General features: G+C 56.0%; 17 protein-coding genes and 1 riboswitch. Of the genes, 14 read left to right on the top strand and 3 right to left on the bottom strand.

Translation table 11 applies throughout. From position 1 onward, the window contains the following. Positions 1-181: hypothetical protein (locus ACWB12_RS02035; RefSeq protein ID WP_479528391.1), on the top strand; the 181-nt coding region annotated here is incomplete at its 5' end. A 160-nt stretch (positions 182-341) separates the two neighbouring features. Here the strand turns inward: ACWB12_RS02035 and ACWB12_RS02040 are convergent. Continuing rightward, positions 342-1,211: a glycosyltransferase family 2 protein gene (locus ACWB12_RS02040; RefSeq protein ID WP_479528392.1), complete on the bottom strand. Its 870-nt coding sequence runs from the start codon at positions 1,209-1,211 to the stop codon at positions 342-344. Positions 1,212-1,330: 119 nt separating this feature from the next. Between ACWB12_RS02040 and miaB the strand changes: the two genes are divergently transcribed. The 13 genes from miaB to ACWB12_RS02105 all read left to right on the top strand — a co-directional run bounded on the left by miaB (position 1,331) and on the right by ACWB12_RS02105 (position 12,794). Further along, a complete protein-coding gene (gene miaB / locus ACWB12_RS02045; RefSeq protein WP_479528393.1) occupies positions 1,331-2,638 on the top strand; it encodes a tRNA (N6-isopentenyl adenosine(37)-C2)-methylthiotransferase MiaB in 1,308 nt (435 codons plus the stop codon). 244 nt (positions 2,639-2,882) lie between these two features. Beyond that, entirely contained in the window at positions 2,883-3,455 is a 573-nt protein-coding gene (locus ACWB12_RS02050; RefSeq protein ID WP_479528406.1) for an OmpA family protein, read from the top strand. A gap of 20 nt (positions 3,456-3,475) precedes the next feature. Further along, positions 3,476-3,790 carry a hypothetical protein gene (locus ACWB12_RS02055; RefSeq protein WP_479528394.1) on the top strand — a complete coding sequence of 105 codons (315 nt, stop codon included), beginning with the start codon at positions 3,476-3,478 and terminating at the stop codon, positions 3,788-3,790. A gap of 169 nt (positions 3,791-3,959) precedes the next feature. Then, positions 3,960-4,973, top strand: coding sequence for a PhoH family protein (locus ACWB12_RS02060; RefSeq protein ID WP_479528395.1), 1,014 nt, complete (start codon positions 3,960-3,962; stop codon positions 4,971-4,973). Continuing rightward, on the top strand, positions 4,948-5,469 hold the full coding sequence (ybeY, locus tag ACWB12_RS02065; RefSeq protein WP_479528396.1) for an rRNA maturation RNase YbeY: 522 nt from the start codon (positions 4,948-4,950) through the stop codon (positions 5,467-5,469). The genes ACWB12_RS02060 and ybeY overlap by 26 nt, the downstream gene beginning before the upstream one ends. Positions 5,470-5,502: 33 nt before the next feature. Then, positions 5,503-6,384, top strand: a complete 882-nt coding sequence (locus ACWB12_RS02070; RefSeq protein ID WP_479528397.1) for a hemolysin family protein — start codon at positions 5,503-5,505, stop codon at positions 6,382-6,384. After that, positions 6,377-7,906 carry an apolipoprotein N-acyltransferase gene (gene lnt, locus ACWB12_RS02075; protein WP_479528398.1) on the top strand — a complete coding sequence of 510 codons (1,530 nt, stop codon included), beginning with the start codon at positions 6,377-6,379 and terminating at the stop codon, positions 7,904-7,906. The genes ACWB12_RS02070 and lnt overlap by 8 nt, the downstream gene beginning before the upstream one ends. A 34-nt stretch (positions 7,907-7,940) precedes the next feature. After that, positions 7,941-7,989, top strand: a riboswitch (SAM-SAH riboswitch). A gap of 6 nt (positions 7,990-7,995) precedes the next feature. Continuing rightward, on the top strand, positions 7,996-9,177 hold the full coding sequence (gene metK / locus ACWB12_RS02080; RefSeq protein ID WP_479528399.1) for a methionine adenosyltransferase: 1,182 nt from the start codon (positions 7,996-7,998) through the stop codon (positions 9,175-9,177). 75 nt (positions 9,178-9,252) lie between these two features. After that, positions 9,253-9,957 (top strand): tRNA (guanine(46)-N(7))-methyltransferase TrmB, encoded by a 705-nt coding sequence (gene trmB, locus ACWB12_RS02085; protein ID WP_479528400.1) that lies wholly within the window; start codon positions 9,253-9,255, stop codon positions 9,955-9,957. Between the two features lie 123 nt (positions 9,958-10,080). Continuing rightward, the gene (gene aroA, locus ACWB12_RS02090) at positions 10,081-11,430 is read left to right on the top strand and encodes a 3-phosphoshikimate 1-carboxyvinyltransferase (RefSeq protein WP_479528407.1); all 1,350 of its coding nucleotides are present in this window, start codon (positions 10,081-10,083) and stop codon (positions 11,428-11,430) included. A 9-nt stretch (positions 11,431-11,439) separates the two neighbouring features. Next, entirely contained in the window at positions 11,440-11,949 is a 510-nt protein-coding gene (locus ACWB12_RS02095) for a hypothetical protein (protein WP_479528401.1), read from the top strand. Then, complete coding sequence (locus ACWB12_RS02100; RefSeq protein WP_479528402.1) at positions 11,946-12,350, top strand: GFA family protein; 405 nt, start codon at positions 11,946-11,948, stop codon at positions 12,348-12,350. The genes ACWB12_RS02095 and ACWB12_RS02100 overlap by 4 nt, the downstream gene beginning before the upstream one ends. A gap of 114 nt (positions 12,351-12,464) precedes the next feature. Beyond that, positions 12,465-12,794 carry a hypothetical protein gene (locus tag ACWB12_RS02105; protein ID WP_479528403.1) on the top strand — a complete coding sequence of 110 codons (330 nt, stop codon included), beginning with the start codon at positions 12,465-12,467 and terminating at the stop codon, positions 12,792-12,794. A gap of 356 nt (positions 12,795-13,150) precedes the next feature. Here the strand turns inward: ACWB12_RS02105 and ACWB12_RS02110 are convergent, their stop codons facing one another. After that, positions 13,151-14,344, bottom strand: a complete 1,194-nt coding sequence (locus ACWB12_RS02110; protein ID WP_479528404.1) for an IS91 family transposase — start codon at positions 14,342-14,344, stop codon at positions 13,151-13,153. Between the two features lie 11 nt (positions 14,345-14,355). Next, positions 14,356-15,040: tyrosine-type recombinase/integrase (locus ACWB12_RS02115; RefSeq protein ID WP_479528405.1), on the bottom strand; the 685-nt coding region annotated here is incomplete at its 5' end.

The following is a 15,040-nucleotide window of genomic DNA, read 5'->3' on the forward strand; positions in this document are numbered from 1 at the left end:
ATTACCTTGTTCGGTTGAAATTGACCATGTGGAAGCTGGTCAAAAGAGTCCTTTGGACCGCTCCAAAAACGCTCCTTTTTGGTACGTCCGTAAAAGGCCTAGTTTGATGCTTCCACAAACCCCGTTCAAAATCCAAGTGGTTGTTGAACGTTTTTGCCTCTACCGTGATAGCAGACATTAGCTGCATTGCAGAAATTAGGTAAAGAGGGCTCACTGCTGACATTCGACGGAAATTGAAAATCTTATTTCTTGGGGTATCTAAAGCGGGGTTAATTCAGCCGTTAGAGTGAAAAAGGGTAAAGAGCGCGATTAAGGAAAGGTCATCTCCGACAGGCATACGCTTAGAACCACTGCCCCGGTTCCATCAGCCCCAAATCCAGCAATTGTTGGGAATGCCATTCAAATTCGGTTGAATTGTGCCAGCGGAAGGTTTCGATATCAAAGGTCGATCCCGGGTTGCTTTTGAGGGCCTTGGCGGTGCGGAATGAACAGATGGATGCGGTGATGTTGTGGTGCCATTCGCAGGAATAGGTGTTGTATTCTTCGTCGCTCAAAGTGTGGTCGGGGCGCAGTTTCAAACCCTTTTTGGCCAAAAACAGCGATACGCGGTCGATTTTACGACGGGCAGCGGGGATGTGTTCCTCGAACCGCCAGCGCAGGCCGCCAAAGAAATCCAGCTGGCGGTCTTTGGGGTGGTTTTTATTGGCGGCGTCGGGGCGGGCCAGTGCGTAATAGCCGGATTTATCCAGATGCGCGTCTTCAAGCGAAATTGCATCGGGGTATTCGTGCAGATCACCCGCGTAGAGGTCGATCACATAGGTCAGGATGCTGCTGCGCCGTTCTTCCGTGTTGAAGGCGATCATTTCGCCAACGCTGCGGGATTCGCTGAACGGGTAGAACAGGTATTCGGCGTTGTAGCAGTAATAGAGCCAGACATTGGGGGCGGCCTTGATGATCGCGTTGACCGCGGTTTGGGTCGCATCGTCTGCTGTCATGTCGTAGGTGATGCGGTGGATCTTGCTTTCCAGCCTGTCTGGCAGTTTCAACTCGTTTGGCGCAAAAACCAGCACGGATTTGAAGCCCAGTTGCTGATGGTGGCGGATGGTTGTGTCGACCTCGATCAGGTCTTCGACCAGAATCAGCGCGATGGGACCGCGGGCCAATGCCGCGGTGCCATTGTCTAGAAAATCAGCCAAATCATTGTATCGCATCACGCTGCCCGCTGTGGTTATTCGTGTTTGCGCCAGAATCGGTTAATTTGCGGTTCATTGCAAGCGATCGTTCCATTGTGTAGGAGTGCGACGCAAATGCGGGAATTTTGGTGGCTGATATGTCGAATAAAAAGAAGCTGTATATTAAGACCTATGGCTGTCAGATGAATGTCTATGACAGCGAGCGGATGGCCGAAGCGCTGGGCGGTTCTGGCTATAGCCAAGTGGATGCGCCCGAGGGGGCGGATATGATCCTGCTGAACACATGCCACATCCGCGAGAAGGCGGCCGAGAAGATATATTCGGAACTGGGGCGGTATAGGCCGCTGAAAGACGCCAATCCTGATCTGAAAATCGGCGTGGCCGGATGTGTGGCGCAGGCCGAGGGGGCCGAGATTATGCACCGCCAGCCGATGGTTGATCTGGTGGTTGGGCCGCAGACCTATCACCGGCTGCCTGCGATGATGAAGCAGGTCGAGGCTGGGGAAACCGCGCTGGATACGGATTTTCCCGAAGAGGACAAGTTTGACCATCTGCCGGATCGTGCGTTGCCCAAACGCGCCCCGTCGGCGTTTTTGACCGTGCAGGAAGGGTGCGACAAATTTTGCGCGTTTTGCGTGGTGCCCTATACTCGGGGGGCCGAGGTGTCGCGTCCGCCGGAGAGGATTATCCGTGAAGCGCAGGAACTGGTGGAGCGCGGGGTGCGCGAGATCAATTTGCTGGGGCAAAATGTAAATGCCTATCACAACGATGGCTGGGGTTTGACACGGCTGATCTGGGCGTTGAATGATATTGACGGGCTGGAACGGATACGGTTCACCACCAGCCACCCGAATGACATGGCCGATGACCTGATCGCCGCACATGGCGAATGCGAAAAACTGATGCCCTATCTGCATTTACCGGTGCAGTCGGGCAGTGACAAGGTGCTGAAGGGGATGAACCGGCAGCACACGGCAGAGCATTATATCCGGTTGATCGAACGGTTCCGTGCTGCGCGGCCCGATATTCTGATCTCGGGCGATTTCATTGTCGGGTTCCCCGGCGAAGAGGATGCGGATTTTGATGCCACAATGGATTTGATCCGTGAGGTCAATTACGGGCAAGCCTATTCGTTCAAATATTCGGCCCGCCCAGGCACGCCAGCGGCAGAGCGGGCGTTTGTCGATGCGGATGTGGCGAACGCGCGGTTGCAGACGTTGCAGGCGTTATTGACGACGCAACAACGCTCCCTGCAAGAGGCGATGGTGGGCCAAGAGGTCAAGGTGCTGTTCGAGAAGAAGGGGCGGCTTGCGGGGCAGATGATTGGCAAGAGCCAGCATCTGCATGCGGTTCACGCTACAGGTGAAAACCTGAAAATCGGCGAAATTTTCACCGTAAGAATCACTAATAGCGAGACAAATTCTCTGGGTGGTAAGGTGGCGTAATTATGACGTAAAGCAGGCATTCCACTGAAGGTTGTGTTTATTTCTCGACTTCCCCTACTTAACAGCTAGGTAATCAATGGTTTGGTGCACTAATGTTTCCGTTACGGATACAAAAGCTGGATAATAACGGTTTCCCTGTTTCGCCGAGATTGGTATTGTATCACCAATGAAGGAATGAGCTTGCGGGGGTGATGTGCCGGTAGCTTAATGCGTAATTTTCTGTAGGGGGAAGATAGCTGTGAAGATGAAATTTTCCAAAATAATTCGGGCGACAATAACTGGCGCCTCTGCTGCTGTGCTGGCACTGGTATTTACCGGCGGCACTGCGGCTGCACAAAGCGCCACTTCTGGTGTGACAGGCGAGCAGTATGCGCCAGGTATCTGGGTCGATCCGGACGGGTGCGAGCACTGGGTCATGGATGACGGGTTCGAGGGCTATATGTCGCCCCACACAAACCGTCAGGGCATTCCGGTCTGTCGTCGCGGTAATGTTTGCGGTGTGATGAATTCGGATCAGTTGTTCGCAACAGATCGGTCCGCAATCAGCGCATCGGGCAAAGCAAAGCTCCAGCAATTCTTCCAGAGCGCAAATGCACGCGCCTATACGATTGCCGGTCACACAGACAGCCGCGCGTCAGATGAATACAACATGCGTCTTTCGATGCGACGTGCCAATGCGGTTGCGCGGGTTGCACAAAGCGTTGGTGCGAAAATCGTTGACGTTCGCGGATATGGCGAACGGGTACCGGTTGCATCGAATGGGTCTGCCGCGGGCATGCAACAGAACCGTCGTGTTGAAATTATTTGCATTCGCTAAGCACCAAAAGGGAAAAAACAATGAAAATAGTTAAATTTGCGCTTCTCGCCGGTGCCGCTGTGGTACTCTCGGCATGTGCGGAGGGTGGTTACGGCAAAGTCAACACTGACAAGACCCGCGACTATGGCTTCAAACCTCATGATCTGAGCACGATGACTGCCGGTATCTGGATTGACCCGAACGGGTGTGATCACTGGATCATCGATGATGGTATCGAGGGCTATCTGTCACAACGTCTGGATAAATATGGTAAGCCGGTTTGTTCCGCTGCTGGGCCACCAAGCACGGCGACGGGGCCATTCAAGGCAACTCAGACAATTGCTGATACACTCTAGAGTATTGCTAATATAAAGAATCGAAAGCCGCGAGCATCTGCTTCGCGGCTTTTTCGTTTCACAATCATGGGATTTTCCATTCAGGGGGTTTGCGTTTGGCGCAAAACAAAATACCATCACATGTATGACAGAAAACCGCAGAACTTTAGCAGCACTACAGGAGATATGATTGGGCAGTAACGCGCTAACACCGTTAAGCGATTTGAGAGAAATTTTGTTGGAATATCCCGACAACAGGTTGCTGATTGACCTTTGCGGCGAATTTGACCGCAACCTTGCCCATATCGAGCACAAGTTTTCCATCCAGATCGCGCGGCGCGGCAATCAACTGTCGTTGCTGGGCGAAGAAGATGGAATTGTTCAGGCCGAGAGTGTTTTGAATGCGCTCTATTTGCGGCTTGAGGCGGGGCGCGGTCTGGATGTTGGTGATATCGATGGTGAAATCCGCATGGGTGGATCAGACACGGGCACAAATCTGGGTGCGGATGCGCGCGATGGTGATCAGCTGGAGATGTTCAAGGGCGGCCGTGTCGAGATTAAGACCCGCAAGAAGCTGGTCGAGCCGCGCACCGAGGCGCAAAGAACTTACGTGAAATCGCTGTATGAAAACGAGTTGGGTTTTGGCATTGGACCGGCGGGCACTGGCAAAACCTATCTGGCGGTGGCGGTCGGGGTGAACATGCTGATCGAGGGTAAGGTCGACAAGATTATCCTGTCGCGCCCTGCGGTTGAAGCGGGAGAGCGGTTAGGGTTTTTGCCAGGCGACATGAAGGACAAGGTCGACCCGTTTATGCAGCCGCTCTATGATGCGTTGAACGATTTTTTACCGGCCAAGCAAGTCACCAAGCTGATCGAGGACAAAAAAATCGAGATCGCACCCTTGGCGTTTATGCGAGGGCGCACGCTGTCGAACGCGTTTGTGGTGCTGGACGAGGCGCAAAATGCGACATCCATGCAGATGAAGATGTTCTTGACGCGTCTGGGCAAAGGCAGCCGGATGGTGATCACCGGGGATCGCACCCAGATCGATTTGCAGCGCGGGGTGACCAGCGGGTTGCGCGATGCGGAGCGGCTGTTGAAGGGGATCGACAAGATCGCCTTTAACTATTTCACTGCTAAAGATGTGGTGCGCCATCCGCTGGTGGCTAAAATCATCAATGCATATGAAGCCGATGACGGCTGATTTTCTATCGGTAAACATCGAGGATGACCGTTGGCTGGCGCTGGATATCGAGGCGCTGGCGGAGCGGGCCTGCGGGGCAACCTTGCGCTATAAGGATATTGATCCGCAATATTTCGAGGTCAGCCTGCTGGCCTGTGATGATGCGCGGATTGCTGATTTGAACGCCGAATTTCGCGGCAAGCCAGAGGCGACGAATGTTTTGTCGTGGCCAGCGCAGGATCGGGCGCGGGCGGGCAAGCATCCGAAAAAACCCGACTATGACCCGCGCGGCATGCCCGAGGAGCTGGGCGACATTGCGATTTCTTATGACACTTGTCTGGCCGAGGCCACGGATGCGGGCAAACCCATGACAGACCATGTGACGCATTTATTAGTCCACGGGCTGTTACATTTGTTGGGTTATGATCACATATCTGATCAAGATGCCGCTATAATGGAGGCATTGGAGGGGGAAGTGCTTGGCAAACTGGGCATTTCGGACCCATATAGGATATAAGCGACAGATGTTTCACAACCTTGGAAAGGGATAATGGGCGACACGACAGACGGTTCCAGTGACGCGGCGCAAAGCGCGCGGGATGGAGAGATAAGTGCACGGCGCGGTTTTTGGACCCGCATAGTTGGTGCGCTAAGCCCCACAGACACAGGTGAAAATGCGGTATCCGATGCACCAGATTTGGGCGTAGCGGCAACAGATGTGCGCGGCATGCTGAACCTGCGCCGGATGTCGCTGGAAGACGTAGCGGTGCCCAAGGCCGAGATTGTGGCGGTGCCTGATGACATCAAAAAGGATGATCTGGTCGATCTGTTTCGCAAAAGCGGTCTGACGCGGATACCGGTTTATACCGACACGCTGGATACGCCCATCGGGCTGGTTCACCTGAAGGATTTCGCGCTGAAACACGGGTTCAACAGCAATGGTGGCCGGTTCAATCTGAAAAAACTGGTACGTCCGCTGCTGTTTGCCCCGCCATCAATGCCAATCGGGGTGTTGCTGCAAAAGATGCAGGCGGACCGGATTCATATGGCGCTGGTGATTGACGAATATGGCGGTGTTGACGGTCTGGTCACGCTCGAAGATCTGGTTGAGCAGGTGATCGGCGAGATCGAGGACGAGCATGATCTGGAAGAAGATCAGTTCTGGATCAAGGAAGGGCCGGGCTGCTATCTGGCGCAGGCCCGCACGCCGCTGGAGGATTTCGAGGCCGAGATTGGCCGCAAGCTGATTGATACGCAGGAAGACGATGAAATCGACACATTGGGTGGTCTGGTGTTTCTGCTTTCAGGCCATGTGCCCGCCCGTGGCGAGGTGGTGGTGCATCCGGCTGGCCCCGAATTTGAAGTGGTCGATGCAGACCCGCGCCGGATTAAACGGTTGCGGGTGCGATTGCCGGATGTGACGGGTGACTGATTTGGCAGCACACCTATCGGGCTGGTCCACACGGCGCAAGATGTTGGTTGCCCTGCTGGGCGGGGCCATGACCGGACTGGGGCAGGCCCCGTTTTCATTGGTTTGGTTGGCGTTGATCGGACTGTTGGCCGGGTTCGCGCTGTTTCAGTCGACAGTCACCACACGCCAAGCTGCGTGGGTCGGTTGGGCCTTTGGAGTTGGTTATTTCGCGTTGGTTCTAAGCTGGATTGTCGAGCCGTTTCTGGTCGACATTGCCCGCCACGGCTGGATGGCGCCGTTTGCGCTGATCGGTATGGCTGGCGGTATGGCGCTGTTTTGGGGGGCTGCGTTCGGGTTTGCAAAGTGGCGAGGCGGGGCATTGGGGCTGGTGGTGTTCTGGACCATCGCCGAGGTGGCCCGCACCTATGTTCTGACAGGATTTCCGTGGGGTTTACTGGGCTATATCTGGCTGGACTGGGGGCTGGACCAGATGGCGGCCCTGATCGGGCCACATGGGTTGACGTTGGTCACATTGGCAGGGGTCTGGGCATTTTACGCGGCGCTGGACCATCGCAAACGGCTGATACTGGTGCCGTTGGTTGTTTTGCCCTTTGTCGGTCTGATCGGGTTTGGATTGGCGCAAGCGGTTCTTAGTCAAGGGAATCCTTCAATCGTCACGGCTGAACCAGAACGCCCGATGGTGCGTTTGATCCAGCCCAACGCACCGCAGGATCAGAAATGGGAACCAGAAATGATCCCTGTGTTTTTCGACCGCAGTTTGGGGTTCACCTCGGCACAGCCTGAGGGGCGGGTGCCGGATGTGATTATCTGGCCGGAAACATCGGTGCCTTACTTGTTGAACAGCGCCCAAGGCGCGCTTGCGGTGATTTCGCAAGCGGCGGGGGACGTGCCAGTGGTTTTTGGCATTCAGCGCCGTGAAGCGGATCAGTATTATAACTCGCTCGCTGTGTTGGGGGCGGATGGCGCGATCACGGATGTGTATGACAAAAGCCATCTGGTGCCGTTTGGCGAGTACATGCCCGGAGGCGCACTGGCATCGGCCCTGAACATTAAAGGGCTGGCCGCAAATGACGGCTTTGGGTTTGGATCGGGCGCGGGGTTACGCCTGATCGAGGTTGATGGACTTGGCAAGGCGCTGCCGCTGATTTGTTACGAGGCAATTTTTCCGCAGGAAGTTGGTGGTGTTGATGAGCGCCCCGACTGGTTGCTGCATATCACCAATGACGCGTGGTTTGGTCAATATACCGGTCCGCAGCAACATCTGGCCCAAGCACGGTTTCGCGCGATCGAGCAGGGATTGCCAATGGTGCGGGCTGCCAACACCGGCATTTCGGCAATGATTGATGCACGCGGGCAGATCATTGCGTCCTTGCCGCTGGGGGTGGCGGGTTTTCTGGATGTTGAACTGCCGCAAAAACTACCTGCAACGCTCTATTCGCGCAGCGGAGATTTGCCGATTTTGTTGCTGTTATTCGCAGCTGTCGGGGTTCTGTTGATAAAAACCCGCAGACTTAGTGATTGACCGCAGGCGGCGGGGCAAGTATCGGGTATGAATCGAATTGCTACAACGGCTTCCTGACGTGGCAAAGTAATTGAACTGGAGCACTATTCATGACCCGTAAGAATTTCACCTTCACCTCGGAATCCGTTTCCGAGGGGCACCCTGATAAATTGTGTGACCGTATTTCAGACGCTGTTCTGGACACGTTTTTGACCGAGGAGCCTGAAGCCCGCGTGGCCTGCGAAACATTTGCCACCACAAACCGCGTTGTTATTGGCGGCGAGGTAGGCCTGTCTGATAAATCCAAGCTGGATGAATATCTGGGCAAGGTCGAACAGATCGCCCGTGATTGTATCAAAGACATTGGCTATGAGCAGAAACATTTCCATTGGGATACCGTTGAGGTGACCAACCTGCTGCATCCGCAATCCGCCCATATCGCGCAGGGTGTTGATGCGGCCGAGGGCAAGGACGAAGGTGCGGGCGATCAGGGTATCATGTTTGGCTATGCCGTGGATGAAACACCGGAATTGATGCCAGCCCCGATCCAGTATGCCCACGCCATTTTGCGCCGTCTGGCCGAAGTGCGCAAAGATGGCACCGAGCCGACATTGCGCCCTGACGCGAAATCACAAATTTCGCTGCGCTATGAGGATGGTAAACCGGTCGAGGTCACGTCAATCGTGCTGTCGACCCAGCATTCAGACGAGACCCAGACATCGGACGACATCCGCGCCATAGTGGAGCCGTATATCCGCGAGGTTCTGCCCGATGCGTGGGTGACCGAGGCCACCAAGTGGTGGGTCAACCCGACCGGTATTTTTGTGATCGGCGGCCCTGATGGCGACGCGGGTCTGACAGGGCGCAAGATCATCGTTGATACATACGGCGGGGCTGCCCCGCATGGTGGTGGTGCATTTTCGGGCAAAGACCCGACCAAGGTTGACCGTTCGGCCGCCTATATTGCCCGTTATCTGGCGAAAAACGTGGTGGCGTCGGGGCTTGCGAAACGCTGTTCGATCCAGCTGTCTTATGCAATCGGGATTGCGCGACCTTTGTCGATTTACTGCGATACGTTCGGCACGGGCGAAGTGCATGACAGCGTAATCGAGAAAGCCATTGATCAGGTGATGGACCTGACCCCGCAAGGTATTCGCACACATTTGGGCATGAACCGCCCGATTTATGAGCGCACGGCAGCCTATGGCCACTTTGGTCGCGCACCGGCAGATGATGGCGGGTTTAGCTGGGAGAAAACCGATCTGGTCGAGGCGTTGAAAAAGGCTGTATAAGGGAAACCTTATACCTACCGGATATGAATTAAGGGTGGGCAGATTGCCCGCCCTTATCTTTTGGGACAAGACAAGATGAGCGAAAACAAACGCCCACACCGCAATTTTTATGGTCGTCTGAAGGGCAAGGGGCTGCGCGATAGCCAAAAGATCTATCTGGCCGAGGATTTGGCGGCCCTTTCACCGGGTGCTGTGGGGTGGGATGAAAACCCTGATCGCGCGACGCTGGATTTAGGCGCGCTGTTTGGCGGCAAGCCTGTCTGGTTGGAAATCGGTTTTGGCGGTGGTGAGCATATGGTGCATCAGGCCGCATTGAACCCCGATGTCGGGATCATTGGTTGTGAGCCATATATCAACGGTGTGGCGATGTTGCTGGGTAAAATCCGCGCCGCGAAGGTGCGCAATGTGGCCGTTCATCCAGGGGATGTGCGCGATATGTTTGACGTGCTACCCGATGGATCAATAGATCGGGCATTTTTGCTGTATCCCGATCCGTGGCCCAAAGCACGGCACCATCGCCGCCGGTTCGTGACACCCGAGCATCTGGACCCGTTGGCGCGGGTGTTGAAAAAGGGCGCAATTTTCCGCGTGGCCACCGATATTCCCGATTATGTGCGCCAGACGATGGAACAGATGATGGCCCGCCATGATTTTGAGTGGTTGGCAGAGGGGCCGGAGGATTGGCGCAAGCCGTGGGGCGACTGGATTTCCACGCGGTATGAGCAAAAGGCGCTGCGCGAGGGCCGTGTGCCGCATTATATGACGTTTCGGCGGGTGTGAGGGCGGTTCAAAGAATTTTGATGCCTGCGGCGCGGATATTTATGGAACGAAAATGGGAAGGGCGTGGCGCTGGCTTTGGGCTTGGGTTATGCAGGTGCAAAGCAGTTTGATAAGGAATTTTCGATGTCTGGTCATGGTGAGCCAACCCCGATGAAATCCCGAAAGTGTGGGGCGCTGAAAGGTGTGGCCGAAGTGCCTGGCGACAAATCAATCTCGCATCGGTCGCTGATATTGGGCGCATTGGCGGTGGGCGAGACGCGGATATCGGGGCTGCTGGAAGGCGATGATGTGTTGGATACGGCCCGCGCAATGCGCAGTCTGGGTGCGGATGTGGTCGAGCATGGCGGTGGCGAGTGGTCGGTTTTTGGTGTCGGGGTTGGTGGTTTTGCCGAGCCTGACGCGGTGATCGATTGCGGCAATTCGGGCACTGGTGTGCGGCTGATCATGGGGGCGATGGCGACCTGTCCAATTTCAGCGACGTTCACAGGGGATGCGAGTTTGCGGAGCCGCCCGATGGGACGGATCACGGGGCCGATTGGTTTGTTTGGCACGCAGGCTTATGGACGGTCAGGCGGTCGGTTGCCGATGACAGTCGTGGGCGCGGCGGAGCCTGTGCCGGTGCATTATGAAATGGAAGTGCCGTCGGCGCAGGTGAAATCGGCGGTGTTGCTGGCGGGGCTGAATGCGCCCGGGCAGACGGTGGTGATTGAACGCGAGGCGACGCGGGATCATACCGAGCGGATGCTGGCGGGGTTTGGCGCGGAGATTACGGTAGAAGAGGTCGATGCGGGCCGCGTGATCACCCTGACGGGGCAGCCCGAGTTGGTTGCTCAGGATATTGTGGTGCCGCGCGATCCGAGTTCCGCGGCATTTCCGGTTTGTGCGGCTCTGATCGTGGAAGGGTCAGACGTGTTGGTGCCAGGGATCGGGCTAAACCCGACGCGGTCCGGTTTGTTTGCCACGCTGCGCGAAATGGGCGCTGATCTGACCTATGAAAACGAGCGGGTCGAGGGGGGCGAGCCTGTGGCCGATCTGCGGGCGCGGTATTCGCCTGATATGGTCGGGATTGAAGTTCCGGCCACGCGGGCGGCCAGTATGATTGACGAATATCCGATCCTGTCAGTGGTCGCGGCCAATGCGATGGGGGCCACTGTGATGCGCGGGGTTAAGGAATTACGGGTCAAGGAGTGCGATAGGATCGACGCGATGGCGCGCGGGCTGGAGGCCAATGGTGTGGCGATTGAGGAAGACGAGGATACGCTGATTGTGACGGGGCAGGGCGCTGGCACGGTGGCGGGGGGCGGTATGTGCAAGACGCATCTGGATCACCGGATCGCGATGAGTTTCATGTGTTTGGGGATGAGCAGCATAAAACCTGTGTCGATTGATGATGGGTCCCCGATCACCACCAGTTTCCCGATTTTCACGCCTTTAATGACCGCATTGGGTGCGCGTTTGGAGCGGGCGAACTAGGAGAGCATTATGCGTCTGGTATTCTGGCTGATGTTTGCGGTGATGACAGGCGTTTATCTGGTAATGGCGCTGTGGTCTATTCCGAAGATTGTGGCGGATGCAGGCGGGTTGCTGGCGTTTGATTTGCGCCCGTTTGGGTATTCATTTGAAGAAGCGCACGCGTTTATTACGGCGCTGTCTGATCAGGGCCGCGTGTTTTATTTGGATGTTCAACAGACGCTGGATAGTGCTTATCCCGCTTTGTTTGCCGTGGTGATGGTGATGGCGTTTTCCCAGCTGTTTGCGGGATGGCAGCGCTGGGCGGCGATGGCACTGGCGTTGGCGGGTGCTGGGTTTGACTACATGGAAAACGCTACCGTTGCGGTGATGTTACGGGCTGGCGACGGGCTGGACGCGGCGATGGTGGCGACGGCGAGCGGGTGGACGGTGCTGAAATCGGGCGCTGTGGCGCTGGCGTTGTTGGCGCTGATTGCGGGGTTGGTGATGGTTTGGTTGAGTAAGCGGAGGGTTAAGCCATGAGCCAGACGGGCGGTTGTTTGTGCGGGGCGGTGACGTATCGGGTGCATGGCCCGTTGCGCCCGGTGATTGCCTGCCATTGTGCGCAATGTCGCAAAAGCAGTGGGCATTACGTGGCCGCGACGTCAGTTGCGCGCGGTGACATTGCGATCGTCGGCGAGGTGACGTGGTTTCAGTCGTCGGCATCCGCGAGGCGTGGGTTTTGTGGCGCTTGTGGCTCGAACCTGTTTTGGGACGGGGCGGGGGCGAACCTGTCAATTCATGCGGGCACGCTGGACGGGGCAACGGGGCTGTCACTGATCGGGCATATTTTTTGTGCCGATAAGGGCGATTATTATGAGTTGTCTGATGATTTGCCAAAGGCTGATGCGGCTGATCCTAACCTGACCACTGTGATGGGGTGAGCTGCTGGCAACGGTGGTTTGCCTATTGAAACTCAAGCAAGCCGCTCAGGTTGGGTATGAGCCCAAAGTTACCGTTTTCTTGACCAATGCTCGCCACTGGAATAGTGCTTACTCATGTTTGTTGAGCACTCATATACACACAAAAAATCACCCGGCCCCGATCAAGGTCACGGTGAGTTTCTCGAACTGAAAATGTGGGTTGGTATCGACGAAAATGCCCAAGGCGATAGCTTTGAGAACGGGTCGTATGACGACCGCCTGCCAGTAAACTTGCTAAACCGGATTGAAAAGGGCGCTTCTTCAGCGCTTCTTAATCACAAATTCCCTTCCCTAAAAGTGGTGCTAATCGAGTACAGGTGGCTGGAAGTGGACTCGCCGGAATGGCTGTTCGAAGCGGTAGCAAAAGCCTGTGTAGAGGAAGCGCTCCAAGAATTGGCAACCTAACTACCCTAGAACTAATGAACGGCAGCTCTGTTTAAGGTTTTTCGATGCGGGCCTAAGCGCAGTTTTTTATCTTGGGGCGACGGTGGCCCGCGTTGGGAAACATGACTAGGAGGAAGCCGTGGGGTCTGGGTTTGCCCTATGGGGAAAGCGCAAAATCATCGCTTCCGAAGGTGTTGTGATCTGGTAGGGCTTTGGACCATTTACCGAGAATTGATACGCTTGAGCTTGTTTTGTGGGGTGCTTTGATACCAATTCAGGCGCTCTAATCATCTCTAGTTTCCAGTTAGGCAAACGGATACCAGCCCTGAACGCGATGCAATTCAGGTGATGGCTGCAAAATGTTGACGTGCGTCTCGTCATGCGGCGGCCTTTCTTGGTGGGGCGCGGGATTGCGGTTTCTGGCCTCGTAGGAAGGTCTCGATGATGCGCATCTGCCCGCCACAGCCTGGGCATGGTTCTCGCAGTGTGAGCGGGATGATCTCGGCGGCTGGTTGGTCATTTTGTTTGGGGGCTTGAGCGCCGAGTAAGGTCCGAACCTTTGCTATATTGGCCTTTCGTTTGGAACTCGCGAGCAGGCCATAGTGGCGGATGCGATGGAACCGGTCCGGAAGCACATGGATGAGAAAGCGGCGGATAAACTCGGAGGTGGAAAGGCGCATGACGTTCTGTCTGTCGCCATTTTTGATGCGGTAATCCTTCCATCGGTACGCGACGGTGTTGGCGTCGGCGCTGATCAAACGGCTGTTTGAGATCGCGACGCGGTGGGTATATCGGCTGAGATAGGCGAGCACGGACTCGGGTCCGCCGAAGGGTGGTTTGGCATAAACCACCCATTCTATTTTGCGGAATGGTGCCAGCCAGGCGGCGAAGGCATCAGCTTCACTCAACCCAACCAGATCGCCGTAGAAGCTGAGCTCACCCGCACGGTGCAAAGCCAGCAGCCCCTCAATGAACAGACGCCGGAACAATCGCGACAACACCCGAACGTGCAGAAAGAACCCTGGCTTGCAGGCGACCCACCGGTTCCCGCCTTTTGACAACCCACCGCCCGGGACAATCATGTGAATGTGCGGGTGGTGCGTGAGCGCTGAGCCCCACGTATGAAGGACGCTGGTCATGCAGATGCGCGCACCAAGACGTTTGGGATCTGCGGCGATGGTTGTCACCGCTTCCGCGGACGCCTTGAACAGCAGGCCGTAAACCGCCTTCTTGTTCCAGTAGGCAATGCGGGCGATCTCAGCGGGCAACGTGAAGAGCACATGGAAATACTCCACTGGCAGCAAGTCTTTGGCACGTGCTGCCAGCCAGTCGCGTGCGGCTGGTCCCTGACATTTAGGGCAATGCCTATTCTTGCAGGAATTATACGCGATGTGCTGATGGCTGCACTTTGTGCAGGCCGCCACATGCCCGCCGATCGCCTCGGTTCGGCAGGCTTCAATTGAGGACATCACTTTGAGCTGGCTCAGGTTGACATGACCCTTATTCGCCCGCCGCCACGCGGGGGCATAGGTGCGGAAGATGTCAGCAATCTCCAGCTTGGATTTGGGCAAGTGCCCGAGGCCTAATCCGGTTGGGGACTTCGGCTTTCGATGTTCAGCCTCTTGAGCGCTTCAAACGGGCTGGGTGTATCCCGGATGGTTTTAGTGGCGACGTGCGTGTAGCGCGCGGTCGTGCTCAGCTTGGCGTGGCCGAGCAAGACCTGGATTACCCGTACGTCGATGTTGGCCTCCAGCAGATGCGTCGCAAAGCTGTGCCGCAGGGTATGCAAGGTGGCGGGTTTTGATATGCCGACCACATGCTTAGCGGAATTAAAGGCGCGACTGAGCTGCCTTGCCGAGATCGGGTTGATCTTTGGTTTACCCGGAAACAGCCATCCCTCCGGTTGCGCCTCGCGCCAGTAATCGCGCAACAAATCCAGCAAATCGGGCGACAGCATTACCTTGCGATCCTTGCCACCTTTGCCCTCGTCAACGTGGATCAGCATCCGGTCGCTGTCGATATCGCTGACTTTGAGGCTGCAGACCTCAGATGCCCGCAATCCTGCACCATAGCTGATACTGAGCGCTGCACGATATTTGAGCCCAGGCCCCGGAGCCGCGGCAATAACCTCGGAAACCTCCTCGATGCTAAGCACTGTCGGCAGCCTGCGTGGCTGCGTCCGGAACGGCATATAACGCTTCATGTCTTCACGGTCGCAGGTCGTGCCAAACAGAAACCGCAGTGCCATAATCCGCGCGTTGAACGTT

This window comes from Profundibacter sp., from assembly GCF_056498605.1.